Annotated in this window: 27 protein-coding genes; 17 read left to right on the top strand and 10 right to left on the bottom strand. The window is 65.6% G+C overall.

What is annotated here, in order from left to right; genetic code table 11:
• Positions 1–11: 11 nt before the first annotated feature.
• Both FBZ93_RS08830 and FBZ93_RS08835 read right to left on the bottom strand, forming a co-directional pair.
• Entirely contained in the window at positions 12–1,313 is a 1,302-nt protein-coding gene (locus FBZ93_RS08830) for a dihydroorotase (RefSeq protein WP_146985548.1), read from the bottom strand.
• A gap of 5 nt (positions 1,314–1,318) precedes the next feature.
• Entirely contained in the window at positions 1,319–2,272 is a 954-nt protein-coding gene (locus FBZ93_RS08835; RefSeq protein ID WP_026192854.1) for an aspartate carbamoyltransferase catalytic subunit, read from the bottom strand.
• Between the two features lie 209 nt (positions 2,273–2,481).
• Here FBZ93_RS08835 and FBZ93_RS08840 point away from each other — a divergent pair, with 209 nt between their 5' ends.
• From FBZ93_RS08840 to FBZ93_RS08865, 6 genes are all read left to right on the top strand, one after another.
• Positions 2,482–3,231: a M15 family metallopeptidase gene (locus FBZ93_RS08840; protein WP_433995400.1), complete on the top strand. Its 750-nt coding sequence runs from the start codon at positions 2,482–2,484 to the stop codon at positions 3,229–3,231.
• Positions 3,232–3,361: 130 nt separating this feature from the next.
• Positions 3,362–3,775: a hypothetical protein gene (locus FBZ93_RS08845; RefSeq protein WP_146985550.1), complete on the top strand. Its 414-nt coding sequence runs from the start codon at positions 3,362–3,364 to the stop codon at positions 3,773–3,775.
• Between the two features lie 26 nt (positions 3,776–3,801).
• Positions 3,802–4,254: a hypothetical protein gene (locus tag FBZ93_RS08850; RefSeq protein WP_146985551.1), complete on the top strand. Its 453-nt coding sequence runs from the start codon at positions 3,802–3,804 to the stop codon at positions 4,252–4,254.
• Positions 4,255–4,401: 147 nt separating this feature from the next.
• On the top strand, positions 4,402–6,045 hold the full coding sequence (locus FBZ93_RS08855; protein WP_146985552.1) for an acyl-CoA dehydrogenase family protein: 1,644 nt from the start codon (positions 4,402–4,404) through the stop codon (positions 6,043–6,045).
• Positions 6,046–6,055: 10 nt separating this feature from the next.
• A complete protein-coding gene (locus tag FBZ93_RS08860; RefSeq protein WP_146985553.1) occupies positions 6,056–6,829 on the top strand; it encodes a CPBP family intramembrane glutamic endopeptidase in 774 nt (257 codons plus the stop codon).
• Between the two features lie 318 nt (positions 6,830–7,147).
• Complete coding sequence (locus tag FBZ93_RS08865; protein ID WP_146985554.1) at positions 7,148–8,359, top strand: ABC transporter substrate-binding protein; 1,212 nt, start codon at positions 7,148–7,150, stop codon at positions 8,357–8,359.
• Positions 8,360–8,380: 21 nt separating this feature from the next.
• Here FBZ93_RS08865 and FBZ93_RS08870 read toward each other — a convergent pair whose 3' ends face one another.
• On the bottom strand, positions 8,381–8,593 hold the full coding sequence (locus FBZ93_RS08870; protein WP_246667417.1) for a hypothetical protein: 213 nt from the start codon (positions 8,591–8,593) through the stop codon (positions 8,381–8,383).
• Between the two features lie 237 nt (positions 8,594–8,830).
• On the opposite strand from FBZ93_RS08870, the gene FBZ93_RS08875 reads away from it, so the two are divergent.
• A complete protein-coding gene (locus FBZ93_RS08875) occupies positions 8,831–9,412 on the top strand; it encodes a hypothetical protein (RefSeq protein ID WP_146985555.1) in 582 nt (193 codons plus the stop codon).
• 15 nt (positions 9,413–9,427) lie between these two features.
• Here FBZ93_RS08875 and FBZ93_RS08880 read toward each other — a convergent pair whose 3' ends face one another.
• From FBZ93_RS08880 to FBZ93_RS08890, 3 genes are all read right to left on the bottom strand, one after another.
• Complete coding sequence (locus FBZ93_RS08880; RefSeq protein ID WP_146985556.1) at positions 9,428–10,354, bottom strand: AEC family transporter; 927 nt, start codon at positions 10,352–10,354, stop codon at positions 9,428–9,430.
• Positions 10,355–10,356: 2 nt separating this feature from the next.
• A complete protein-coding gene (ruvX, locus tag FBZ93_RS08885; RefSeq protein WP_146985987.1) occupies positions 10,357–10,839 on the bottom strand; it encodes a Holliday junction resolvase RuvX in 483 nt (160 codons plus the stop codon).
• Positions 10,840–11,015: 176 nt separating this feature from the next.
• A complete protein-coding gene (locus FBZ93_RS08890) occupies positions 11,016–11,906 on the bottom strand; it encodes a LysR family transcriptional regulator (RefSeq protein ID WP_146985557.1) in 891 nt (296 codons plus the stop codon).
• Between FBZ93_RS08890 and FBZ93_RS08895 the strand changes: the two genes are divergently transcribed.
• Positions 11,884–13,005 carry an NAD(P)H-dependent flavin oxidoreductase gene (locus FBZ93_RS08895; protein WP_283810816.1) on the top strand — a complete coding sequence of 374 codons (1,122 nt, stop codon included), beginning with the start codon at positions 11,884–11,886 and terminating at the stop codon, positions 13,003–13,005. The two genes, FBZ93_RS08890 and FBZ93_RS08895, sit on opposite strands and share 23 nt — an antisense overlap.
• Positions 13,006–13,023: 18 nt before the next feature.
• A complete protein-coding gene (locus FBZ93_RS08900) occupies positions 13,024–14,103 on the top strand; it encodes an NAD(P)H-dependent flavin oxidoreductase (protein WP_146985558.1) in 1,080 nt (359 codons plus the stop codon).
• On the opposite strand, the gene FBZ93_RS40530 is transcribed toward FBZ93_RS08900, so the two are convergent.
• Positions 14,094–14,270: a hypothetical protein gene (locus tag FBZ93_RS40530; RefSeq protein ID WP_167528973.1), complete on the bottom strand. Its 177-nt coding sequence runs from the start codon at positions 14,268–14,270 to the stop codon at positions 14,094–14,096. The genes FBZ93_RS08900 and FBZ93_RS40530 overlap by 10 nt on opposite strands.
• A 358-nt stretch (positions 14,271–14,628) precedes the next feature.
• On the opposite strand from FBZ93_RS40530, the gene gatC reads away from it, so the two are divergent.
• The 7 genes from gatC (at position 14,629) to FBZ93_RS08935 (ending at position 21,807) form a co-directional block, all read left to right on the top strand.
• Entirely contained in the window at positions 14,629–14,916 is a 288-nt protein-coding gene (gene gatC / locus FBZ93_RS08905; RefSeq protein ID WP_146985559.1) for an Asp-tRNA(Asn)/Glu-tRNA(Gln) amidotransferase subunit GatC, read from the top strand.
• 22 nt (positions 14,917–14,938) lie between these two features.
• Complete coding sequence (locus tag FBZ93_RS08910; RefSeq protein WP_021078336.1) at positions 14,939–15,175, top strand: hypothetical protein; 237 nt, start codon at positions 14,939–14,941, stop codon at positions 15,173–15,175.
• Positions 15,172–16,647 carry an Asp-tRNA(Asn)/Glu-tRNA(Gln) amidotransferase subunit GatA gene (gene gatA, locus FBZ93_RS08915; protein ID WP_146985560.1) on the top strand — a complete coding sequence of 492 codons (1,476 nt, stop codon included), beginning with the start codon at positions 15,172–15,174 and terminating at the stop codon, positions 16,645–16,647. The genes FBZ93_RS08910 and gatA overlap by 4 nt, the downstream gene beginning before the upstream one ends.
• Before the next feature lie 3 nt (positions 16,648–16,650).
• The gene (locus tag FBZ93_RS08920; RefSeq protein WP_146985561.1) at positions 16,651–16,932 is read left to right on the top strand and encodes a hypothetical protein; all 282 of its coding nucleotides are present in this window, start codon (positions 16,651–16,653) and stop codon (positions 16,930–16,932) included.
• Between the two features lie 165 nt (positions 16,933–17,097).
• Positions 17,098–18,459 carry a patatin-like phospholipase family protein gene (locus FBZ93_RS08925; protein WP_146985990.1) on the top strand — a complete coding sequence of 454 codons (1,362 nt, stop codon included), beginning with the start codon at positions 17,098–17,100 and terminating at the stop codon, positions 18,457–18,459.
• Positions 18,460–18,588: 129 nt separating this feature from the next.
• Positions 18,589–20,076, top strand: coding sequence for an Asp-tRNA(Asn)/Glu-tRNA(Gln) amidotransferase subunit GatB (gene gatB, locus FBZ93_RS08930; protein ID WP_146985562.1), 1,488 nt, complete (start codon positions 18,589–18,591; stop codon positions 20,074–20,076).
• Positions 20,077–21,540: 1,464 nt separating this feature from the next.
• Positions 21,541–21,807: a hypothetical protein gene (locus tag FBZ93_RS08935; RefSeq protein ID WP_021078341.1), complete on the top strand. Its 267-nt coding sequence runs from the start codon at positions 21,541–21,543 to the stop codon at positions 21,805–21,807.
• A gap of 104 nt (positions 21,808–21,911) precedes the next feature.
• Here the strand turns inward: FBZ93_RS08935 and FBZ93_RS08940 are convergent, their stop codons facing one another.
• The 3 genes from FBZ93_RS08940 to FBZ93_RS08950 are packed head-to-tail and all read right to left on the bottom strand — an operon-like array spanning position 21,912 to position 24,671.
• Entirely contained in the window at positions 21,912–22,889 is a 978-nt protein-coding gene (locus FBZ93_RS08940) for a TSUP family transporter (protein ID WP_167528974.1), read from the bottom strand.
• 16 nt (positions 22,890–22,905) lie between these two features.
• Positions 22,906–24,168: an MFS transporter gene (locus FBZ93_RS08945; RefSeq protein WP_246667418.1), complete on the bottom strand. Its 1,263-nt coding sequence runs from the start codon at positions 24,166–24,168 to the stop codon at positions 22,906–22,908.
• The gene (locus tag FBZ93_RS08950; protein WP_146985564.1) at positions 24,165–24,671 is read right to left on the bottom strand and encodes a PaaI family thioesterase; all 507 of its coding nucleotides are present in this window, start codon (positions 24,669–24,671) and stop codon (positions 24,165–24,167) included. The genes FBZ93_RS08945 and FBZ93_RS08950 overlap by 4 nt, the downstream gene beginning before the upstream one ends.
• A 206-nt stretch (positions 24,672–24,877) precedes the next feature.
• Between FBZ93_RS08950 and gcvA the strand changes: the two genes are divergently transcribed.
• Positions 24,878–25,780, top strand: a complete 903-nt coding sequence (gene gcvA, locus FBZ93_RS08955) for a transcriptional regulator GcvA (RefSeq protein WP_208763981.1) — start codon at positions 24,878–24,880, stop codon at positions 25,778–25,780.
• Positions 25,781–25,791 lie beyond the last annotated feature (11 nt).

Genomic DNA, 25,791 nt, shown 5'->3' on the forward strand with positions numbered 1-25,791 from the left:
CCACTCCAAGATCAGACGTGTTCGTACACGGTGCGTCCGCCGACGATGGTCCGCGTCACGCGGCCGGAGAAGCGGGCGTCGTCGAACGGCGTATTCTTGCACAGCGATTTGAGATCGTCGCGATCGAGCACCCAGGGGGTGTCGGCGTCGATCACGATCACGTCGGCCGGCGCTCCGGCGCGCAGCGTGCCGCCCGGCAGGCCGAGCAGTTCGGCCGGCCGCGTCGACATCGCCCGGATCAGCGTCTTGAAGTCCATCTCGCCGTTGTGGATCAGCCGTAGCGCCGCCGGCAGCATGGTCTGCAGGCCGACTGCGCCGCTCGCCGCTTCCGCGAACGGCAGCCGCTTGACCTCGACGTCCTGCGGATTGTGATCGCTCATCACGACGTCGATCAGCCCGGAGGCGAGGGCGGCGACCAGCGCCTTGCGGTCCTCCTCGGTGCGCAGCGGCGGTGCCAGCTTCAGGAAGGTGCGGTAGGGGCCGATGTCGTTCTCGTTCAAGGTCACGTGGTTGATCGAGACCGAGGCCGAGACGTTGTGGCCGGCGTCGCGGGCGCGCTTGAGGATCTCCAGCGACTCGGTCGAGGTCAGCGACGCTGCGTGATAGCGTCCGCCGGTCAGCCCGGCGAGCCGCATGTCGCGCTCGAGCATGATCGACTCGGCGGCGGTCGGAATGCCGGCGAGGCCGAGCCTAGTGGCGAACTCGCCTTCGTTCATCACGCCTTCGCCGACCAGATGCGGGTCCTCGGTGTGATGCACGATCAGCGCGTCGAAATCGCGGGCGTAGGTCAGCGCGCGCCGCATCACCTGGGCGTTGGTGACGCTGCGGTCGCCGTCGGTGAAGGCGACCGCGCCGGCGGCCTTGAGCAGGCCGATCTCGGTCATCTCCTGGCCCTGCATGCCCTTGGTCAGCGCCGCCATCGGGTGGATGTTGACGATCGCGGTGTCGCGGGCGCGGCGCAGCACGAAGTCGACGGTCGCCGAATTGTCGATCACCGGCGAGGTGTCGGGCTGGCAGATGATGGTGGTGATGCCGCCGGCGGCCGCGGCCTGGCTAGCGGAGGCGAAGGTCTCGCGATGGCTGGCGCCGGGTTCACCGACGAAGGCGCGCATGTCGATCAGGCCGGGGGCCACGATCTTGCCGGCGCAATTGACGATGTCGGTGCCTTCGGGGACGCCGGCGGCGCCGATGCCGCGCTTGGCGTCACGGATCACGCCGTCGGCGATCAGGACATCGCCCGGACCGTCGAAGTCGCGCGACGGATCGATGACGCGGGCGTTGGCGAGCAGGATGGGGCGGCGGTCGGTCAGCATCGGTCTCACGCGTTCGGCAGGTTGCGGGCGAGCGCTTCCAGCACCGCCATGCGCACTGCCACACCCATTTCAACTTGTTCACGGATCAGCGATTGCGCGCCGTCGGCGACGAAGGTGTCGATCTCGACACCGCGGTTCATCGGGCCCGGATGCATCACCAGCGCATCCGGCTTGGCATAGCCGAGCTTCTTCTGGTCGAGGCCGAAATAATGGAAATATTCGCCCGACGACGGCACGAAGGAGCCGTTCATGCGCTCGCGCTGCAGCCGCAGCATCATCACGATGTCGGCGCCGTTCAGCCCCTCGCGCATGTCGCGCGCGACCTCGACGCCCATCCGCTCGATCCCGGGCGGCAGCAGCGTGGAGGGCGCCACGACGCGGACGCGGGCGCCCATCGTGTTGAGCAGGAAGATGTTGGAGCGCGCCACGCGCGAATGCAGCACGTCGCCGCAGATCGCGATCGTCAGCCCCTCGAGCCGGCCCTTGTTGCGGCGGATCGTCAGCGCGTCGAGCAGCGCCTGGGTCGGGTGCTCGTGGCTGCCGTCGCCGGCATTGATCACGGAACCGTCAACCTTGCGCGCCAAGAGCTCGACCGCGCCGGAGGCGTGGTGGCGCACCACCAGGATGTCGGGGTGCATCGCGTTCAGCGTCACCGCGGTGTCCATCAAGGTCTCGCCCTTGCGGGTCGACATCGATGACACCGACATGTTCATGACGTCGGCGCCCAGGCGTTTTCCGGCGATCTCGAACGAGGACTGGGTCCGGGTCGAGGCCTCGAAGAACAGATTGACCTGGGTGCGGCCGCGCAGACTGGCGCGTTTCTTGTCGACCTGGCGGTTGAGCTCGACATACTCCTCGGAGAGGTCGAGCAGGCCCGTGATGTCGTCAGCGGAAAGGCCCTCAATGCCCAGCAGATGCCGGTGACCGAGGACAAAAGTCGATTTCAATGATGGGGTCATTAAAGCCAGAGCTATAGGCGCGGATGGCCGGTGGGGCAAGCGCGAAGAGGGGCCAGATGAGTTTTCCCCGAGTAAGATGTGGCCGCCCCCCGGCCGCCATTCCCGGGCTTGCGGCGGGCCGGCGATGGCTTGCTTTTGCTGGTCCTTCCGGAACAAGACGTGGACGGCCGGGACCAGCCCGGCGGCTGCGCCGGAGCGAGAGCTTGAAAATTGTCGTGATCCTCGCCGCTGTTGCGGGCTTGGTCTCACCGGTCCTCGCCCAGGGCCTTCAGGGCCTTCCTGGCGACTTCGCGTTCCTGCGCGACATCGATCCGACCATCATCCAGGACATTCGCTACGCCGGCGCGAACAACTTCATGGGCCGGCCGATCGCCGGCTATGACGCGGCGGAATGCGTGGTGAAGCGGGACGTCGGGCTTCGCCTCAAGGCCGTGCAGCGGGAACTGGCGCGACAAAGACTGTCGCTGAAGATGTTCGATTGCTACCGGCCGGCCCGCGCGGTCGCCGACATGGTGGCGTGGTCGCGGAACGGCAAGGAGACCGCCGCCGAGCGGCGCTACAACCCGGCGTTCGCGAAGGCGGATTTGTTCCGCCTCGGCTATATCGCCACCCATTCCGGCCATTCGACCGGCGCCGCGGTCGATCTCACGCTGGTCGATCTTGGCGCCGACAATTCGCGCAAGTTCGATCCGGCCAAGGACTATGCCGACTGCACTGCGCCGGTCGCCGCGCGCGCCCCGGAAGGCAGCGTCGACATGGGCACCGGCTATGACTGTTCCGACGTCAAGGCCCACACTACTGCGGGCTCGATCACGCCGGCGCAGAGGCGCTGGCGGAGCATGCTGGTCGCGGCCATGGCCCGGCAGGGCTTCGTGAACTATTCCAAGGAATGGTGGCACTTCTCGCGGCCTGAAGCGGGCGGGACCGCCTACGATTTCCCGATTTCGCGGGCGCGCTAGCGGAGGATTTTCCTTCAAATTCGAGACACCCTGGCAAGACATAACTTGCCATCGCAAAAGTGGCGAAACGCGTATTCAACACTCCTTAATTGTGGCCGTATGAAGTGGCGGCATTGCGGGAGCACGAAACATGCGTCTAGCAGCCATTGCGATTGTTGTTGTCGGCGCTGCCGGCATCGCGATCTACGATCAATACGACAAGGGCGCGAATTATCAGCGCGTCGAGGCACGCATCAGCGGCGTCAGCGACCAATGCTATCTGGAAAAGGTCGAGCGCAACGTCATCACCAAGACGACGTGGACGTCCGACCTGACGCGCTGCGAAGTTGCCGAGCTGTTGCGCAAGGAGCATCCGAAGTGGCAGGGCTATGACCTCAAGCACAAGATCGAGGTGCGCGTGGTCTATGTCTCGCCGGTCGATGGCGTCTCGCACCAGTCGAGCCTGCAGATGTCCTACTTCCCCAACGGCAAGCCGCTGCGCGCCGGGGATATTTTTCCGGTGCTTGCCTCCAAGACCAAGGCGGACAAGACGCGCATGATCTGATCGTCGCGGCGGTTCGGGAGCTTATCATGCGTGTCGGCGTCTACGGGATGATCGCCATCGGCCTTGCCGGCTTCTATGCCTATCGCGAGTTCGACAAGCGAGTGAACTTCCGCCCGATCGACGCCCGCGTCAGCAGCGTCAAGGAGCAGTGCTATCTGGACAAGACCGAGGGGAATCGGAGTTCGAGCTCCGATCTGCTGCCTTGCGAGATTGCCGAGCTTCTGGCGCGCAACCATCCGAAGTGGCAAGGCTACGACATCAAGCACAAGATCGAGATCCGATTTGCTTATATCTCGCCGGTGGACGGGGCAGCGCACGAGTCGAACCTGCAGATGGCGGCATATCCGGACGACCGGCCGCTGCACGCCGGCGACATATTTCCTGTCCAGGCGTCCCGGAGCGACGCCAACAAGACCCGCGCCAACGACTGGCTGGATCGGCGGCTCGGCCGCCATGCGCCGAAGCATGGCAGCATCTAGCCGGGGGCGAATTTTCCGCTGCCCGGCGCCGGCGCGCGGGCTTATGATCCTCCGATTCCACTGCGACACGACTGGCTCGTGACCCCGGCCCGAGTAGACTGGTCGTCCGGGCCGCATGCGCGCAGCGAGCTCATTCCCGAGGAGACCATGACACAGGCTCCGTTTGCCACCCACGACGTGCTCAACCAGTCGCCGCCGTTCGAGAACGTCGATCTCTTCACGACGGACGCGCCGCTGGCCGCGGCCGTCGCCGCCAATGGCGGGGCGTCGGCGTCAGCTGAGCTGTCCGATTTCGGCAAGCATTGGGGCTCCGCCGTCATGGCGGAGCGCGGCCGCGTCGCCAACGAGAACACGCCGAAGCTGCGCACCTTCGATGCCAGGGGCAATCGCCGCGACGAGGTCGAGTTTCATCCGGCCTATCACGAGCTGATGGCGCACTCCGCGCATGCCGGCGTGCACAATTCGACCTGGACCACGGACGGCAAGCCGGCCGGCGGGGCGGCCGAGGTGGTGCGCGCGGCGAAATTCTATATCGCCTCGCAGGTCGAGACCGGCCATCTCTGCCCGATCACGATGACGCGCGCCTCGGTCGCGGCGCTGGCCTCGCAGCCGGACATTCTGGCGAAGACGATGCCGGTGATCGGTACGCGCGCCTACGACCCGAGCTTTGCGCCGTGGTGGACCAAGCGCGGCATGACGCTCGGCATGGGCATGACGGAGAAGCAGGGCGGCACCGATGTGCGCGCCAACATGACGCGCGCCGAGCGTGACGGTGATGGCTATCGCATCACCGGGCACAAATGGTTCATGTCGGCGCCGATGTGCGACGCATTCCTGGTGCTGGGGCAGACCAATGGCGGCCTGGGCTGCTTCTTCATGCCGCGCTTTGCGCCCGACGGCACCGTCAACGCGATCCACTTCCAGCGGCTGAAGGACAAGCTCGGCAACCGCTCCAACGCCTCGTCCGAGGTCGAATTCCACGGCGCTTATGCCGAATTGATCGGCGAGGAGGGCAAGGGCATCCGCACCATCATCCAGATGGTGCAGCTGACGCGGCAGGATTGCGCGATCGCATCCGTCGGCCTGATGCGCTCGGGGCTCGCGCATGCGCTCAATCACGCGCGGCATCGCAGCGTATTCCAGAAGCATCTCGCCGACCAGCCGCTGATGCAGGCGGTGCTCTCGGACATGGCGCTGCATGTCGAGGCGTCCATCGCGCTGGTGATGCGGCTCTGCCGCGCTTTCGACCGCGCGCCCAGCGATGCAGGCGAGGCCGCTTACATGCGGCTGCTGACGCCGGCGATCAAATACTGGACCTGCAAGAGCGCGCCTGGCTTCCTCTATGAGGCGATGGAGTGCCTCGGCGGCAATGGCTATGTCGAGGAGGGCATTCTGGCGCGCCATTACCGGGAGTCGCCGGTCAACGCCATCTGGGAGGGCTCGGGGAACGTGATGTGCCTCGACGTGTTGCGCGCGCTCGGCCGCGAAGCCGATGCCGCGCTCGCGGTGTTGCGTGCGCTCGCCGACGAGACCAGGGGCTTGCCGGGCGCCGTTGAGGCGGTTGCGTCGATCGGACAAGCGTTCCGCCGTCCGGACAGCGAGCGCATCGCGCGGCTTGCGGTCGAGAAGCTGGCGCTGCTGGCGGCGGCAGCGGCGCTCAACCAGGTCTCGCCTGACAATGCCAAACTGTTCGCAGCGACACGGCTTGCCGAACGCCACGCCGGCATGTACGGCGCGGTGGACCTATCCGATGCCGATCAGCGCGCGCTGCTGGCGCGGGCGTTGCCATGAAGGTTTACTGATGGACGCTCTCAATCCCGATAACCCGCCGGCCTCCCTCGAGCCACCGCCACGTCCCCCGCGGGTCTGGAAGTTCTGGGGCACCGCGCTGTGGGGCTTTTTGATCTTCGCCGCGATGTTCCTCGGCCAGGTCGCCGTCATCGTCTACCGCATCATCGCGCAGGGCGGCGAATTGTCGGCCGCCGGCATCACCCATGTGGTCGCCGACGGTCTGACGATCTCGCTCTCGGTCCTCGCGGGCCTGCCGATGGTGCTGCTGGTGCTGTGGTTCGCGATCCGCCGGACCCGGATCTCGTTCGCCGATTATCTCGGGCTGCGCGGGACGTCGTGGAAGAACGTGATCATCGGCATCGTCTCGCTCATCGTGCTGGTCGGCGCCTGGGACATGGTGTCCCGCGCCGCGGGCCGCGAGGTGACGCCGGGCTTCATGGGCGACGTGCTGAAATCGGCGCAGGAGCACAGCGCGCTGTGGCTCCTGGTGATCGCGTTCGCCGTAGCTGCGCCGCTCTGGGAGGAGCTGTTCGCGCGCGGCTGGCTCTATCGCGGCTGGTCTGAATCGCGGCTCGGCCCGTACGGCGCGATCCTGCTGTCATCGCTGGTCTGGACCATCATGCACCTCCAATACGACTGGTTCTTCCTCTGTCAGGTGCTGACGATCGGACTTCTGTTCGGCTATCTGCGCTTCCGCACCGGCTCGACCTGGCTCACCATCCTGCTGCACGGGCTGAACAACCTTGCGGCGACGATCCAGACCTGGTGGCTGGCGGGGCAGTAGCGGGTTCTTTGTCCGTCCGTGATTGCGAGCGGAGCGAAGCAATCCACCGCTCCGCATACGCGGCACCATGGATTGCTTCGTTGCTCCGCTCCTCGCAATGACGGCGATAGGGACCGGCTTCCTCTCCGTTCTGCTCTCTAGCATGCCAGGTACAGTTGACCCAACGCCGGCACACGAGCGGCGGCGCATTGTCACCTATTGGAACCTGACGAAGGGGATGCCGGCGCCCCCGCCAAAGTGCTATGATCTAGATCAATGAACGAGCGCGGGCCGGATCGAAACTAGGCAGCGGCGGCTGCCGTCGTGCGAGCTCTTCCCATGGCTACGTTGTTCCGAACCCTTTTGGCCAGCGTTGTCGCGCTGGTGTCGCTCGGCGCCATCACGCAGCAGGTGCGCGACCAGGGCGTGACCGATACCGAAATCCGGATCGGCAATCTGATGCCGTATAGCGGCACGTTGGAAATCTTCGGCCAGATCGGCAAGGCGGAAGCCGCCTATTTCGACATGATCAACGAACGCGGCGGGATCAACGGCCGCAAGATCCGCTTCATGTCCTATGACGATCTGTCGGACGCTTCCAATGCCATGGACCTCACGCGCATTCTCGTCGAGACCGACAATGTGCTCCTGATGTTCGGTTCGTTCGGGACGCCGGACAATCTCGCCGTGCGGAAGTATCTCAACGAGCGGCAGGTCCCCCAGCTCTTCGTTGCCTCCGGCGATCAGGACTTCGGTGAGCCGTCGCTCTATCCGTGGACCATGGGCTGGCAGCCTTCATACCGCGAGGAGGGGCGGATCTACGCCAACTACATCCAGGCTTTCTATCCCGGAAAGAAGATCGTGGCGCTTTGGGAGAATGACCAGTTCGGCCGTGAATTGTTCAAGGGGCTGGTGCAGGGGCTGGGCGACGTCGCCCACAACATCAGGGTCGACATCGCCTATGATGTCGACGATCAGCATCTGGACGGCCACATATCGATCCTGAAGCAGTCGGGCGCAGAGGTCTTCGTGTTTGCCGGCGTACCGGAAAATGCCGCCAAGGTGATCCGGGCGGCGGCCGACCACGGCTGGCGGCCGGTGTTTGTCGTGAACCAGATGGCGTCGTCGATCGAGACGGTGCTCAAGCCGGCCGGCACGGAGAATGCGACCGGCGTCATCACCGCCGCCTTCCTGAAGGATGCGAGCGATCCGGCTTGGAGGGAAGATCAGGGCGCCTGGCACAGCTTCCTGGACAAATATACCAAAGCCGGCGGCAAGGACGACGCTGCCGCCGTCTACGGCTATGCGGCCGCCGAAACGATGGTCCAGGTGCTCAAGCAATGCGGCAACGATCTGTCGCGCGAAAACGTCATGAAGCAGGCCGCGGCGATCAGGGATTATCAGGCGTCCGCGTTGCTCCCGGGCATCAGGATCAACACCGGTCAATTTCGACCGGTCGAGCAATTGCGCTTGCTTCAATTCGATGGCCGCAGCTGGCAGCCGATCGGCGACGTGCTCGATACGGCGTTCACCGACGCGCGCAGGAAGTAACTGTCATCAGCGCGACGGTGGTCACGCGCGAGACGCGTCCTCGGCTGGTCGCGGCCGGTGGATGATCTGCGCGAGCCGGTTATCCACCCCGGCCTCGGTCCGGCGCAGCTTGAGTGCGATCAGCCGGTGGTTCATCCCGGATTCGTGCAGCGCAACCAGCAGCCGCTCTTCGTTCTCGGTCCAGCTCTTGAATCTGTTGGCACGCATGGTCACGCTCCCTAGCGGAACGATCATTGCTGATTCCTGCAACCCGCGCGCGTCCTAATTTGTAGCTGCACGTCCTGATCAGGACGGCGCTCCCGCCGTGCAATGGTGGCCCGATCGAACCGGTTGATGACCATTTCGGACCTTCACAAAATCCAAACTCCACGCGAGGCTCCGCGCTAACCTGTCCAAATACCGCGCGGCGGAAGGTCAGGCGATGCGCCGCGATTGCTATCCTTCACTTGGCTCTTTCGCAGGGTGATGCAGATGGACGAGAATTTGCAGAACATCTGGATACTTGGTTCAAGCGCTACGGTCGTTGCCTTAGCGGTCTTGCAGATCATCGACCTGGCGTTGACGCTGTTGCACTCCCTGCAGGAGCGCAAAGGCCAACTGTGGCGCTATTTCGGCGCGATCGCCGGGGTGAAGATACCCGATGCTTTCGGTCAGATCTCGTTCTTCGGCGGCCTGACCTTCGCGCTGTGGATCGTAGGCGTGCTCGGAATTGCCGGCACGGTGCTCTGGCAAACGCCGCTCGCGTTCGGTTGCCTCGGCGCGATCATCGGGTGCCGGCTGTCGGACGGCTGGTTCTCGCACATCGCACTCAACAATGCGGGCTTTCTGCCCAATCCAGGGCTGTCGTCGGTGCCGCTCTACTTCGCCGAAGTCGTGCTTCTCCTGGTCGTGTTCTATCCGACCATCCGGACGCAGACATTCTCCGTGCTGATCGGGTTCGTGATCGGCGCGCTTGCCTTCTACTCGGTCATTCCGGGCCTGAAGCTCGTCGGGCGCCTGGTGTTCCAGCCGATCGCGCCGTGGCGGGCAGGGAGTCCGCAGCCGGAGTGGTGATGCCCGCGTGCACCCCTAGCGCCCGACCGCCGCGATCACGATCGGCATCGTGATCGCGGCGAGGATCGTCTGTAGCGTGATGATCTGGGCGAGCAGCGGGGCGTCGCCGCCCATCTGGCGCGCCAGCACATAGGCTGACGGCGAGGTCGGCACCGCGGCGCAGGCGGCGACGATGGCGAGATTGGCACCGGTGACGCCGAACCGCACCGCGAGCGCGACCGTGAGCACGGGCATCAGGACCAGCTTCAGCACCAGCGCGATGCTGGCGGCGAGGCTGGGGCGGAAGATGCCTTCCAGATGCAGCCCGGCGCCGGTCACGAGCAGACCGATCGCCAGCGACGAGCCGCCGAGCGCGTCGGCGACATCGTGCCAGATCTGCGGCAGCGGGATGTGCGCGACGTTGATGACGAGCCCGATCACGCAGGCCCAGATCAGCGGGTTCTTGACGATCGTCATCACGACGGCGCCGGCGGAGCGCTTCTCCGAGGAGGCATATTTTGCCAGCACGGCGACGCTGAAGACGTTGACCAGCGGGATGATGGCGACCATCGCGACCGAGGCGAGCGCAAGACCTGTGCTGCCGTAGAGATTGCGCGACACCGACAGCGCGACATAGGTCTGCCAGCGCGTCGCGCCCTGGAAGATCGAGGTGAAGGCGGGGCCGTCGACACCGGTCCGGGCAAGCGCGGTCCGCAGCGCAAGACAGAGCAGGCACATGATGAGCGCCGCGACCAGCAGCGCGCCGCCGACACCGGCGACCGGTACCTTGGTCAGGTCGGCCTTGACCAGCGTCTGCACCAGCAGCACCGGGAACAGCACGTAGTAGGTGAGCTGCTCCAGCCCGTGCCATTGCGTGTCGAGCCGCATCAGCGTGCGCTTCAGGACGAAACCGAGCACGATCAGCAGGAACACCGGCAACAGCGCCGCGATCACCACGGCCATGGTCAGCGGTCTCCGCGCAGCTTCGCGAGCCGGTCGAGCGCGCCCTGCAGGATGAAGATCGCGGCGTGCTCGTCGATCACCTCGGCGCGGCGGGCGCGGCTGACATCCATGCCGATCAACTCGCGTTCGACCGCCGCGGTCGACAGCCGTTCGTCCCACAGCCCGATCGCCAGCGCGGTGAGGTTTGAGAGGTTGCGGGCAAAGGCCCGGGTCGATTGCGCGCGCGGGCCTTCGCTGCCGTCCATGTTGATCGGCAGGCCCAGCACGAAGCCTGCGGCATTGCGCTCGGCCGCGATCGCGAGCAGTCGCGCCGCGTCGACCTTGAACTGCTTGCGCTGGATGGTCTCGACGCCGGTGGCGAGCCGCCGGTCCGGATCGGAGACGGCAACGCCGATGGTCTTGGTGCCGAGGTCGAGGCCAACGAGCGCGCCGCGGTCGGGCCAGTGCGGCGCGGCTTCGATCAGGGGAAGGATGAGGGCGGGCATGGCCTTGCGCTTAGCACGGGTGAGGCAAGGAAAGGTAGCCCGGATGGAGCCAACGGGTCGCGCGAACGCGCGCCCGATGACAGGCTCCGCGAAATCCGGGAATCTTGCCGCCGCGAAATCGTCCCGGATTGCGCTGCGCTCCATCCGGGCTACGAACTGCGTCGGCGTCGATGCACTTATGCCGCGATCACCCGATCGTCGCCGCCGAGGCACGCGACAAGCCCCTGCAACGGACTGTACTGGTGCGCGGTGCGGCGCTGGATGAACAGCGTCTCGACCTGCGCATGCTGCGGATTGAGCTTGTGGATATTGATGTCGCGCTGGACGTGGTCGCGCTCGACGACCGCGCGCGGCAACAGCGTCACGCCCATGTCGGCGGCGACGCAGCCGACCATGCCGTCGAGCGTGCCGAGTTCGAAGCGCGCGGCCGACGGCCAGCCGAACTCGGTGAACACCTGTTCGAGGCGCTGCCGGTAGGTGCATCCGGTGCGGAACACCAGCGCGGTGGGGCCCGACTCCGATGTGCCGGCGCGCAAGGCGGCGAGCGATTTCCAGCGCTGCGCGGTGACGAGCACCAGTTCTTCGGCGAAGGCCGATGTCGCTGATAGTTCGGCGTGCTCGATCGGACCGGCGACGAAGGCGCCATCGAGCGAGCCGTCAAGCACGGCGGCGACGAGATCGGCGGTCGGCGCGGTGCGCAGCGTCAGGCGCACCGCCGGGTAACGGCGGTGAAACTCGGCAAGCAGCGCCGGCAGCCGCACGGCCGCGGTCGTTTCCATCGAGCCGATCGACAGCGGTCCTCTCGGCTCGCCGTCGTCGCGCGCCGCGAGCACGGCTTCGCGCGACAGCGCCGCCATGCGCTGCGCATACGGCAGCAGGCGGCGTCCGGCGCCGGTCAGCGACATGCCACGGCTGTGACGCTCGAACAGCGCGGTGCCGATCTCGGCCTCCAGCGCCTTGATGCGCTGGGTGACGTTGGACTGCACGGTATTCAGCTCGTCGGCGGCCCGCGTGATGCCGCCAAGCCGGGCGACCGTGGAAAAGGTGAGCAGGTCGGTCAATTCCATCTGGGACCACCGTTTCAATTTAGAGATGGCTGCGTTCTCTAGTATTCATTATCCGAGAATGTTAGGCCCGCTTAGGCTTGGAGTCCAGAACAGCGAGTCCAGAACAGGGAGCAAACGCATGCCGATCAGCACCGAATTGACGGCGCGTCTGGGCATTGAACATCCGGTCCTGGCGGCGCCGATGGCCATGATCACGGGGAGCCGGCTGGTGAAGGCGGTGAGCGGCGCGGGCGGCTTCGGCATTCTGGGCGGCGGTTACGGCGACAGAGCGTGGCTCGAGGTGGAGACTGCGGCGCTCAAGGAATTCGGCCGTCCGTTCGGCATCGGCTTCATCACCTGGAGCCTCGCCAAGCAACCCGAGCTGATGGACATCGCGCTACAGGCGCGGCCGCGCGCGGTGATGCTGTCATTCGGCGATCCCGCGCCGTTCGCGCCTGATATCAAAGCCGCCGGCGCGCTGCTGATCTGCCAGGTCCAGAACGAAGAGCTCGCACAGCAAGCGCTCGATTGCGGCGCCGACATCCTGATCGCGCAGGGAACGGAGGCGGGCGGTCACGGTGCGTCGCGCACCACGCTCGATATCGTGCCGGCGATCATCGATTTCGCGGCAGGGCGTGTGCCTGTCGTCGCGGCCGGCGGCATCGCTGATGGCCGCGGCCTGGCTGCGATGATGATGCTCGGTGCCTCCGGCCTGCTGATGGGCACGCGCTTCTATGCCAGCGTCGAGGCCGACGCGCCCGAGCAGGCGAAGCAGTTGATCCGCGCGGCGAAGAGCGGCGACACGGTGCGCGGCGTGGTGATGGACTGGTCGCGCAAGCTGATGTGGCCGGCGCCGTTCACCGCGCGCTCGCTCGCCAACGATCATTTGCGGCGGTGGTCTGGCCGCGAGATCGAGCTGATGCAGCGCGCCGACGAGATCGCTGTCGAGTATGCCGCGGCGAGGGAAGCGGGCAATTTCGACATTGCCGCGGTGTTTGCCGGCGAGTCCGTCGGCCTGATCCATGATATCGTTCCCGCGGCCGAGATCGTCGGCCGTATCATTGCCGAAGCCGAGCAGTCGCTGCAGGGCCGGCGCAACTTTCTCTCCTCTTTGACCTGAACAAGTGTGAGACACACCATGTGGCCGGACCGTCGATTGATCGATCGTTTCAAGACCGAATTCCCGATCGTGCTGGCGCCGATGGCCGGCGTGATGGATGCGGAGCTTGTGATCGCGGTGGCGCAGGGCGGCGGGCTCGGCTCGCTGCCATGCGCGATGCTGTCGGCCGAGAAGGCGCGCGAGCAGGTCAACATCATCCGCCAGCGCGTCTCCGCGCCGGTCAACCTCAACTTCTTTTGCCACAAGGCGGTCGACGCCGATCCGGCGCGCGAGGCGACATGGCGGCAGCGGCTGGCGCCATACTATCGCGAGCACGGCCTCGATCCCAACGCACCGATCAACGCGGCGAACCGCGCGCCGTTCGATGCGGCGTTCTGCGCGGTGGTCGAGGAGCTGAAGCCCGAGGTCGTCAGCTTCCATTTCGGCCTGCCGGAGCCGAAACTGTTGCAACGGGTGAAGGGGATGGGCGCCATCGTGATGTCGTCGGCGACGACCGTGAAGGAGGCGATCTGGCTCGAGGAGAACGGCGCCGACGTCATCATCGCGCAGGGCGCCGACGCCGGCGGCCATCGCGCCATGTTCCTGACCGATGATATCGCCGAGCAGCCTGGCACATTCTCGCTGCTGCCGCAGGTGGTGGATGCGGTGAAGGTGCCGGTGGTCGCGGCCGGCGGCATCGCCGATGGACGCGGCATCGCGGCGGCCTTCGCGCTCGGTGCCTCGGCCGTGCAAATCGGTACGGCCTATCTGCGCTGCCCGGAGTCCAAGGTGACGGCGCAGGGGCGTGTCGCGCTGGCGCAGGCCAGCGATGAATCGACCGTCATCACCAATGTGATGACCGGCCGCCCGGCGCGCGGCGTTGCCAACCGCGTGATGCGCGAGGTCGGCCCGATCTCGCCTGACGCGCCGGCGTTCCCGCATGCGGCGACCGCCCTCGGACCCCTGAAGGCGGCTGCCGAAAAGCAGGGCAAGGTCGATTTCACCAATCTTTGGGCCGGGCAGGCGGTACGGATGGGCAAGGAGATGCCGGCCGCGGAGCTGACCCGCGCACTGGCCGGCGCGGCGCTGGTGCGGATGGGAGCGCTGTCTCAGGCCTGACGCGCCGGCTCGTCCCGGCTGATCTCCAGATGCTCGGTCGCGAGCCTGCGATAATGCGCCGCCATTTCCTTGTAATGCTGGCGGGAAATCGAATCCGCGGCGCTTTCGGCGCGGCGCTCGAACATCTCGGCCTTTTCCTGCAGAGCCTTTGCCTGGGATATGCCCATGGCTTGCCTCGCTCAGACCAGGCAGGCCACGTAAAGGATCGCGATCCCCAGCACTGTGCCGATCGACCACAGAGCGGGATCCCAGCCCTCCGACCGGGGGCGGCTTTCGAGCATTGACATGACGCACTCCGAACTTTTCTGTTTGGAGGCAGTAGGCGCCGGCAATGTTTCCGGACCATTTCGTGGCGAGCACGAAGTGGTTTCGTCGTGGGGTTTTGCAGCCTCAATGCGTGCCCGGAATGCCTCGCCGAGGGGCCGGCGGGGTGCGTAGGCCCCGGGGACCGCGGTTGCGGCGCAAAACCGGCCTCTGCTATACGGCAGGCTGACCTTTCAGCCTGACCACCCGAGGCCCTATATAATGTCCGTAGATGCCACGACTGTCCGCCGCATCGCGCATCTGGCGCGGATCGCGGTCAGCGACGCGGAAGTTCCCCATCTCCAGGGCGAGCTGAACGCGATGCTGGCCTTTGTCGAACAGCTGTCGGAGGTGAATATCGAGGGCGTCGAGCCGATGACCTCGGTGACGCCGATGGAGATGAAGAAGCGCACCGATGCGGTCAATGACGGCGAGATCGCCGAAATCATCGTCCGCAATGCGCCCGACACCGTGAACGACTTCTTCCTGGTGCCGAAGGTGGTCGAGTAAAGAGCCCGATCGGATAAGTCCAATGTGTCTGCTCTGCGACGATGAGAAGGCCTACAAGGCCTATATGGATTTCCTCGATGCGATGGAGCGCAAGGGGAAGGTCGCCGACCCCAATGCGGCGATGGACGCCGTGCTCGACCATCTCGAGGCGCTCGATGCCGCCCGCGCCAAGGAAAATGCCAATAACCGGGCGCGCCAAGACGACCCCGCCAACGACAAAACCCTGTCTCCGTTCTTCTGCAGCCCGATCAATAAATGACCGATTTGACATCGCTGACGATCGCCGAGGCCCGCGAGGGCCTGGCGAGCAAGTCTTTCACCGCCCGCGAACTGACTGACGCGCATCTCGCCGCCATCGAAGCCGCGCGCGTGCTCAATGCCTATGTGCTCGAGACGCCCGACCGGGCGCGCGAGATGGCCAAGGCCGCCGACGAGAAAATTGCAAAGGGTGAGGGCGGACCGCTGGCCGGCATTCCGCTCGGCATCAAGGATCTGTTCGCGACCCGCGATATCAGAACCACGGCGTGCTCGAAGATCCTCGGCAATTTCATCCCGCCCTATGAATCGACGGTGACCTCGCAGCTCTGGCGCGACGGCGCGGTGCTGCTCGGCAAGCTCAACAATGACGAGTTCGCGATGGGCTCGTCGAACGAGACCTCGTGCTTCGGCCCGGTCACCAATCCGTGGCGCCGCGAGGGCTCCAACACCACGCTGGTGCCGGGCGGCTCGTCCGGCGGCTCCGCCTCGGCGGTGGCGGCGCTGCTCTGCATGGGCGCGACCGCGACCGACACCGGCGGCTCGATCCGCCAGCCGGCCGCGTTCACCGCGACCGTCGGCATCAAGCCGACCTATGGCCGCTGCTCGCGCTGGGGCATCGTGGCGTTCGCGTCCTCGCTCGACCAGGCCGGCCCGATCGCGCGCACCACGCGCGACGCCGCGATCCTGATGCGCTCGATGGCCGGTCACGATCCGAAGGACACCACGTCGGTCGACATCGCGGTGCCGGACTACGAGGCCGCGATCGGCAAGTCCGTGAAGGGCATGAAGATCGGCATCCCCAAAGAATATCGGCTCGACGGTATGCCGGCCGAGATCGAAAAGCTCTGGAGCGAGGGTGCGCAATGGCTGAAGGCCGCCGGCGCCGAGCTCGTCGAGGTGTCGCTGCCGCACACCAAATACGCGCTGCCGGCCTATTACATCGTGGCCCCGGCGGAGGCTTCGTCGAACCTCGCGCGCTATGACGGCGTGCGCTACGGGCTGCGCGAGCCGGGCAAGAGCATCATCGAGATGTATGAAAACACCCGCGCCGATGGGTTTGGCGACGAGGTGCGCCGCCGGGTGCTGATCGGCACCTATGTGCTCTCGGCCGGCTATTACGATGCCTATTATCTGCGTGCGCAAAAGGTGCGGACGCTGATCAAGAAGGATTTCGAGGACTGCTTCGCCAAGGGCGTGCATGCGATCCTGACGCCGGCGACGCCGTCGGCGGCGTTCGGCATCGGCGAGAAGGGCGGCGCCGATCCGGTCGAGATGTATCTCAACGACATCTTCACGGTGACCGTGAACATGGCGGGCTTGCCCGGCATCGCCGTTCCCGCGGGCAAGGACGCGCAGGGCCTGCCGCTCGGCCTGCAACTGATCGGCCGTCCGTTCGACGAGGAGACGCTGTTCTCGCTCGGCGAGGTGATCGAGCAGGCGGCGGGACGTTTCACGGCGCCCAAGTGGTGGTGAGCGATGGCGGATTTCCGCACCACTCTCGCTGATGCTGCGCCCGATGCGGCGCTGTCGCCGCCGCTCGCCGCATTGTGGTGGGCGAAGAAGGGCGATTGGGATCAGGCGCACCGCATCGTGCAAGACGAGAGCGACGCCAACTCGGCCTGGGTGCATGCCTATCTGCATCGCGTCGAGGGTGACCTCGGCAATGCCGGCTACTGGTATCGCCGAGCCGGCCAGCCGGTCGCCAAGGACACGCTCGAGGCCGAGTGGGAGCGGATTGTGTCCACGCTTTCAGCCTGAACTACCGCGAACATGCTGGTGTCGTGACACCGCGAGCATTAACCGTGTTTCGGCCGCCATGCCGCCGCCCAGATTGACCGTGATAGGCTGGTGGAACCCGGGCGGGGGCCAGTGGCAAAGAGAGTATTCGTGCGTGGGTCGGGCATAGGGGGATGGCTGTCAGCGCTGCTGGTGGCCGTGGTGGGAGCGGGCCTTGCCGGCTGCGCCTCCGTCTACAATCTTCCCGGCAATGTGCCGCTCGGTGCCGCGCTCGCCGATAACAGCAGCGCCCGCGACTATCCGGCCTATGAAGATGACCTGTTGCTCGCGCTGTCGTTCTCCGGCGGCGGCACGCGTGCGGCGGCGTTTTCGTTCGGCGTGCTCGAAGAGCTCGACCGGGTGCACTCCAATGCGGCCGGCAGCAAGACGCTGCTCGATCGCGTCGATTTCGTCTCCGGCGTCTCCGGCGGATCGGTCACCGCAGCTTATTTCGGATTGAAGCGGCGCGCGGCGCTTGCCGATTTCCGCGAACGTTTCCTGCTGCGCAATGCCGAGGAGGGACTGAAGACCCGGATCTCGCTCGGCAATATCGGGCGCGCGCTGGGCGGCGGCGTCAACGACAGCCAGTTCACCGACTGGCTCGACCAGAACCTGTTCGACGGCGCGCGGTTCGAGGCATTGCCGGACGACCGCCGGCCGCGGGTGTGGATCAACGCCTCCGACATCTACAACCGCACGCCGTTCGTGTTCGGCAAGACCTCGTTCGATGCGCTGTGCAGCGACATCCGCTCCTATCGTGTCGCCGAAGCGGTGGCGGCGTCGGCCGCGGTGCCGCTGGCATTTGCCCCGATCGTGCTGCAAACCTATCCCGGCGGCTGCGCCGCGCCGCTGCCGCCCTGGTACGATCGGGTGCGCAACGATCCCAACGCGCAGCCGTTGCTGCGCTCCTACGCCGAGGCCCAGGCGCGCTACCGCGACGGCTCGATGCGCTACGTCAAGCTGCTCGATGGCGGGCTGGTCGACAATTACGGGCTGTCGGCGCTCAGCATCGGTCTGCTCGCCGCCCAGCGTCCTTACGAGCCGCTCGACGAGCGACAGGCCGCGAAGCTGAAGCGCATCCTGTTCCTGGTGGTCGATGCCGGCCGCGGCATCTCAGGCGATTTCGTGCAGACGCTCGAAGGACCGAACGGCGTCGAGCTGGTGTCGGCGGCGGCCGATACCGCGATCGATGCCAGCGTGCGTTCGAGCTACGCGGCCTTCACCGCGCTCGCCGGTGACTGGTCGGGCAAGCTGAAGCGCTGGCGCTGCGGCCTGTCGGCGGCGGATCGGAGCCGGCTTGCCGTCGGCGCCGGCTGGAAGTGCGGCGACGTCGCAATCTATGTCGAGCGGCTCGGCTTCGACCGGCTGGGACCGGAACGCGCCGGTATCCTGAACGCCATCCCGACGCGGCTGTCGCTGCCACCGGAGCAGGTCGACCAGCTGATCGTGGGCGGCGCGGACGCGTTGCGCTCGAGCAAGGCCTACCAGCAGTTCCGGCGCGGGCTCTGATCCGCGCCTCAATGCGCGGCTACGGGCCGCAAGGGCGGCAAGGGGACAGCAAGGCGGCTTGACTGGCGCGGTTGGTTGCGCGAAGCCCAATCCATCCCAGATATTCACTTTATCCGGAAACCGAGATCCATGACCGCATCTGCCGCCCCGCATAGACTGATCAAGCGCGCCACCGGCGATTGGGAGGTCGTGATCGGCATGGAGATCCATGCCCAGGTCACCTCGAACTCGAAGCTGTTCTCCGGCGCGTCGACCGCGTTCGGCGGCGAGCCCAACTCGCATGTCTCGCTGGTCGATGCCGCGATGCCGGGCATGCTGCCGGTCATCAACGAGGAGTGCGTCCGCCAGGCGGTGCTAACCGGCCTCGGGCTGAATGCGAAGATCAACCTGCGCTCGGTGTTCGACCGCAAGAACTATTTCTATCCGGACTCGCCGCAGGGCTACCAGATCAGCCAGTACAAGTCGCCGATCGTGGGCGAGGGCGAGGTGTCGCTCGAGCTCGACGGCGGCCGCAGCGTCACGATCGGGATCGAGCGGCTGCATCTGGAACAGGACGCCGGCAAGCTGCTGCACGATCAGTCGCCGACGATGTCCTATGTCGACCTCAACCGGTGCGGCGTCGCGCTGATGGAGATCGTCTCCAAGCCGGACATCCGCGATGCCGAGCAGGCCAAGGCCTACGTCACCAAGCTGCGCTCGATCCTGCGTTATCTCGGCACCTGCGATGGCGACATGGAGAAGGGCAATCTGCGCGCCGACGTCAACGTCTCGGTGCGTCGCTACGGCGAGACCGCGTTCGGTACCCGCTGTGAAATCAAGAACATGAACTCGGTCAACTTCATCGGCCAGGCGATCGAGTACGAGGCGCGGCGTCAGATCGAGATCATCGAGGACGGCGGCACCATCGACCAGGAAACCCGGCTGTTCGATCCGAACAAGGGCGAGACCCGTTCGATGCGCTCCAAGGAAGAGGCGCACGACTACCGTTACTTCCCCGATCCCGATCTTCTGCCGCTCGAGTTCAGCCAGGCCTTCGTCGACGGCCTCAAGGCGCAGCTGCCGGAACTGCCAGATCAGAAGCGGTCCCGTTTTATTACGGGCTTTGGCCTGTCGCCCTATGATGCGAGCGTGCTGGTCGCCGAGCGCGAGAGCGCGGAGTTCTACGAGACGGTGCTGTCGGGTCTTGCCGACAAGGCGCGCGACGGCAAGCTCGCCGCCAACTGGGTGATCAACGAGCTGTTCGGCCGGCTGAACAAGGAGAGCGTTGCGATCGCTGCCTCGCCGGTGTCGGCACAGCAACTCGCCGCGATCGTCGACCTGATCGGCGAGGGAACGATTTCCGGCAAGATCGCCAAGGACTTGTTCGAGATCGTCTGGCAGGAAGGCGGCGATCCGCGCGCACTCGTCGAGACGCGCGGCATGAAGCAGGTCACCGACCTCGGCGCGATCGAGAAGGTGGTCGACGACATCATCGCAGCCAATCCCGACAAGGTCGAGCAGGCCAAGGCGAAGCCGCAACTGGTCGGCTGGTTCGTCGGTCAGGTGATGAAGTCGTCGGGCGGCAAGGCGAACCCGCAAGCGGTCAACGACCTCCTGAAGTCGAAGCTCGGCATCTGACGAACAGGACAATGATGTTGTCCTTGGCGCATGATCCGACCGGATCATGCTCCCGCGCGATCACCTTTGGTGTCGTCGCGCGCGCGTGAACGCGGCGTGATCCAGCCTCACACCCTCTCTCGACGGTGGCACTGACGCCGTCGGCGCCGAATCGGCGAACCTGCGATTCGTTCGCGAATTCGGCTCGGACGACCTCAAACGAGGCAAAAGTCGTCTTTCCCACGAAAATTTTTTCGTTGCCAAAAATTACGACTCGGCGTCTGCGACGCGCCGCTTTTCGCCGTCGCTCGCGACTCAGCGCAACGGCGATCGTGCGTCGATCGCGTCAATGCGAATTCATGGAAAGCCTACAATACAAGGCGTTTCCCGCAACGTTGACAAATGCCGATGTCGGCCGCTGTTGCACTTCTTGCATCGTCGCGCGAATGCATCGTCGATTTGAACGGCGGCGCGCGCTGTGCGCACTGCCATCGCTGCGTCAACACTTCCTTAAGCGGGACACTGTTTTTTTCGGTCTGTTGGTGTATTCGGGAAGTAGTGCATATCGATTCCCGAGTGCACGCAGCGAAGTAGAGCCATCTCACATACTGGAGGGCAACATGGCTAAGAAGGCAAAGAAGGCGAAGAAGGCGAAGAAGGCGAAGAGCGCAGTGAAGAAGACTGCGAAGAAGACCCGCAAGGTCGCCAAGAAGAAGTAAGCCTCTCGCCTTGAGAGGATTGCCGGCGGCTTGACGCCGGCACGTCGCGAGAGCCAGCGGACGGACTGCTGAGAGGCACATCCCACCCCAAGGCTCTGGCTGACGAAAGAGGGTGTCGGCGAGACATCAGGTCAAACGGCTGGATCGAATTTCGGAGAGGGCAACCTTCCCAAAACCGGTCCGGCAGAAGAAACAGAGATTTCTTCGTTCGGTGCGGAGCCCGCTTGGTTCCGCAATTTCACCGGCGAGAATGCCGAGCTGAAATCTGGTCCTGACGTGTTCGCCGACCCCCTCGTTCCGGCGGCCCGCGCAGTCCGCGCCCGGCAGCCACTTTCCCACATCCCAGTTCTGGATCGACGTTGGGCCTGACGGCCTCGCGTTGCTTTTGTATGCGCGCCGTCCGTGGATCGTCCGCAGGGCCCGGCACCCCTCCGTGAATTTCGAGACTGATCGCCGGCGAGGGCCGGCCGGCAGGCGCGGCCGTTGTCCGCGATGGTTATCGTTGTCCGAAGCACCAGGGTAAACCGGCGTTCACGAATGAAAGGAAGTGCCTGCGGCACAGGCACTTCTGCGATTCAGCGAGGCGCCCCGGGCGGCGCCGGTTTACATCCCGTTCATCGCGATACTTAAACCGCTCTTCAAATTTGATGGGCCATGATCATCCCAACAAGCCGGCAAACGGCGAGCGAATAACAGGACGTTTGAACAGTGGACGGGGGCCGCGCTCGGGGGAGGGCGGCCAACAACAAAAAGGGGAATGACGACAATGTTTCAGGGGGTCATCGATCAGGAAAGCGCCGTCCCGGTTGCTGCGACCGCAATCCAGGACGTGCTGTTCGAGCGCGGCATGTATTGGGCGAGCGGCCGCTCCGGCGTGGTCAACCTCGTCGCGGCGCACAAATGGTTCAACCTGGCGGCGCTCAAGGGACGTACCGACGCAATCGCGCACCGCCGCGAAGTCGCCGAGCAGATGTCCGACGTCGAGATCGCGGCTGCCCAGCGCGAAGCCCGCGCCTGGATGACGACGCATTAGGTTTCGTTTGGCGCGGTTTCTTCGCGCGAACCGGTAATCGCTTCGCTCGAAAACGCTCCAGCTCAACAGCTATCGAGCCGGGAGCCTCGGCTCCCTCGCTCCATCTAGAACCAGTATCGCGCGGCGTAGATCACGGTCATCACCGCTCCGGCCACAATGACGAATTGGCGGACCACGGGCGCGGGAAGAACCCGGATCAGGTGACCTCCTGCATAGCCGCCGGCCACGGCGCCGAGCAGCATCGCCAACGTCTCCGGCCAGCGCACCGCTCCCTGCACGATGAAGATCAGTGTGGCGGCGAGCGACACGCAGGTCGCGAGCAGGTTCTTCAGCGCCTTGATCGCCCTGATGTCGTTGGGCTCGGTGACCGACAGCACCGCGGTCAGGATGACACCGAGCCCGGCGCCGAAGAACCCTCCATAGACACACGCCAGTCCGAGGACGGCACCGCTCGCAGCGGTCGACGGCAAGGCTGCGGTCTTCTGCTGCCCGATGGTCATGCTCTGGATCTGCGGCGCATGCGGCGCGACGCCGAGCTCGCGCCTCACCATGCGGCTGAACCCTTCGCGGCTTCGCCCCAAGCCTGCGGCAACGGCGCCGATCGGCGCGAGGCTCTCCGTCAGGGCGGCGCCGAGCTCGGACCGGTCGGTGCGTCCGGTCGAAGCAGACGGCGCGCGCGACAGGATGTCGCCCGCGATCTCGAGGATGTGCTCGGGCGAGATCTCGTCGACGCGCTGCCAGCGAGCCCCGATGCTGACGACCTGGAGCGACGAACAGGCGCGGCTCGCCGGAACATAGGCGTTCAGGCAAGCCGTCTCCTCGTCCGACGTCGGCATCGGCGCATGCAGCATCCCCGCCGGGATCAGCGCGGCATGGCCGGCAGGCACGGTGATGGTCTCACCTTCGATGCGAAAGCTGCGCGACCCGGACAGCACCAGCACGAGCTGGTGTTCGTCATGGAAGTGCGGCCTGAGGCCGAGCGAGCCGGCACCGCGCCACGATGCCAGCTCGACGATGTCGTCACGGTCGGCTCGCCGATAAGTCCAGGCATTGGTCATGGCGAAGCGTAGCACTGACGTCACCGACCGTCATGAGGCGTCATGGCCGCGCGACCGAGGCGATCGGCGAGGCGGTTCGCATCGTCGCGACAGCGATCAGGGCGGCGACGAGGTTGGCGGCTGCGCTGATCGCCACCGGGATGAAATAGCTGTGGCTGATGTCGAACGCGAAGCCGGCGGCGCTCGGACCGAGCAGCGTCCCGAACGCGACGCTGGTGTAGAGGATGCCGATGATGCCGCCGACATTGCGGCCGCCGAAATGGTCGGTGACCACGGCGGGCAGGATCGCGACCCAGCCGCCATAGAACACGCCGAACAGCAGCGCGAACACCGCGAGCGACCAGAAGCTGCTCGCAATCGCCCAGATCGCCAGCGAGACCGCCATGCCGAGATACATCGCGATCAGGAATGCGTCGCGGCCGACGCGGTCGGCGATGCCGCCGAGGAAGAACCGGCCGGCGGTGCTGCCGACGCCGATCATCCCGAGCAGCAACACCGCGAGCGTCGGCGCTACCTGATGATCGACCGCAAAGGGCACCAGATGCACGAAGGGCACGAACACCCCGAATGCGCTGATCAGGCAGGCCGCATAGAGCCCGGCGAAGCGGGCGGTCCTGACCGCGCCGCGGATCGAGACGCCCTGGCGGAGTGGCGCGCTGGAGACTGTCTCCAGCGGATCGCCGTCCGGTCCGGTGCCATAGCGGCGCGGGTCGTCGGCGATCAGCAGTGATGCGCCGATCCCGGCGACGACGGCAACGACGCCGAGCACCACGTAGGCATCGCGCCAGCCGAGGCTCGTGATCAGCCAGGTCGCGAGCGGCGGCATCACCAGCGTCCCGACGCCAATTCCGCTGACCGCGAGGCCCGATGCAAAACCACGCCGCTTGACGAACCAGCGCTGCACGGCGCCGAGCGTCGGGACATAGGCGCAACCGACGCCGGCGCCGATCCCGATGCTGTAGGCGGCATAGACCTGAAGGATGGTCTGCGCCTGTCCCGCCAGCACCATGCCGAGACCGACCAGCGCCATTCCAACGCCAGCAAGCCTGCGCGCGCCCCAGCGATCGGCAAGCGGGCCGGAGACGATGCCGAGACCGAAATACAGGAAGCCGGCGAAGGAGAACACCAGCGACACCGAACCGCGCGAGGCGCCGAACTCGCGCTGCAAGGACTCGACAAAGGACGAGAAGGTGTAGGCGCTGCCGAAGCCGATGAAGGTCACCATGAAGGCGGCCGCGACGACAATCCAGCCGTAGAACGGCTTTGCTCTCTGATATCCGGCGTGCATGACGGCGTTCCTCATGTTCGTTCTCCCTGCGTCGCACGGTCGCCTGCCTTGGTAGGCGGATAGAGCAGCATCTGCGTGCAGCGAAACAGCGCGATGGTCTTGCCGGTCACCTCGCTCTTGATCTCCGCGTCCCACACCTGGGTGGTGCGGCCGGCGTGAATGAGGCGCGCCTCGCAGCTCACGCCGCCTTCGCGCGCGGCGCCGATGAAATTTGTCTTCAACTCGCCGGTGGCGAAGCCGATGGCGCCGTCCGGCAAGGAGGCGAGACAGCCGAACCCGCATGCGGTGTCCGCCAGGGCGACGATGCTTGCGCCGTGCAACAGCCCGTGCGGCGAGAAGTGCTTCGCTGCGATCTCGAAGCGGCCGCTGATGTGGCCGCGTTGGGCTTCGAGCCATTGAAAGTCCAGCAGGCCGGGCAGGCTGCCGGCTTGCGATGCGTTGATGCGATCGACGAGTTGGTTGGGATGGCCGTCCGCACCGACCTCGTGCAGCGCGAGTCTTTGTGTGGCCTCAATCATGTCTTGGTTCCATCAATCCTGGCTTCATCAGGGAACCGAAAGCCGTCCGCGGACGCCGGAAACTAAGATTAGATAATCTAATCTTATTGGTTCGGCTTTCTCTGCGTTGACGCGGCTTCCAGCATTAAGTTAGGCTTATAGAGCGCTCGGATAACCGGATTGGCAAACCAGATTTGCTGCGTGCTAACGATTAGAAAATCTAAATCATGGAAAACAGGCTTCCGCCCCTGAACGCACTCAAGGCGTTCGAATCCGCTGCCCGCCATCTCTCGGTGAAGCTCGCGGCCGAGGAGCTGTACGTGACGCCGGGCGCGGTCAGCCAGATGCTCAAGACGCTGGAGGCCCATCTCGGCGTCAAGCTGTTCGAGCGGGTGCCGCGCGGCATCTATCTCACCGACGCCGGACGCGACTATCTGCCGTCGATCCGCAATGCATTCCGCCAGATCGCGGAGGCGTCGCGCCGCGTCGCTGCGTCGGTTGATGTCGGCACGCTGACGGTCAGCGTCACGCCGTTCTTTGCGTCGGCCTGGCTGGTGCCGCGCATGGCGTCGTTTCAGAACGCGCATCCGGAGATCGACCTGCAGATCGTGACCAGCAACACGCTGGTCGATTTCTCGCGCAGCGGCATCGACGTCGCGGTGCGCCATGGCCTTGGCCGTTATCCGGGGCTGCGCAGCGACCGCGTCGTCACGGTCGAGATGGTGGCGGTCGCATCGCCTTCGCTGATCGCGCGTCTCGGTCGGCCGGCATCTCCCGGCGAACTCGCGGGCTGGCCGCAGGTGCATGACGCCGATCGCAAGGGCTGGAGCCTGTGGTTTCAGGCCAACGGCATCGCGGAGGTTCGCGCGCCGCGCGGACCCTCGTTCGACGACAGCGGCCTGCTGCTGAAGGCCGTGCTGACCGGGCAGGGCGCGGGCCTGCTGCCGGCGGCGATGGTCGCGCATGAGATCGAGAACGGCGAGCTGATCCAGCTGCTCGAGACCGCGCATCTGGAGGAGTTCGCGTATTATCTCGTCTGCCCCGACAACCGGCAGGGGCTTCCGAAGATTGCAGCGTTCAGGGAATGGATCCTGGGGCCGGTGGCGCAGTCTCCGCCTGCGGAGCGTTAGTTCTCCGCCGT

The organism is Bradyrhizobium macuxiense (assembly GCF_007993935.1).
Taxonomy (GTDB): Bacteria; Pseudomonadota; Alphaproteobacteria; order Rhizobiales; family Xanthobacteraceae; genus Bradyrhizobium; species Bradyrhizobium macuxiense_A.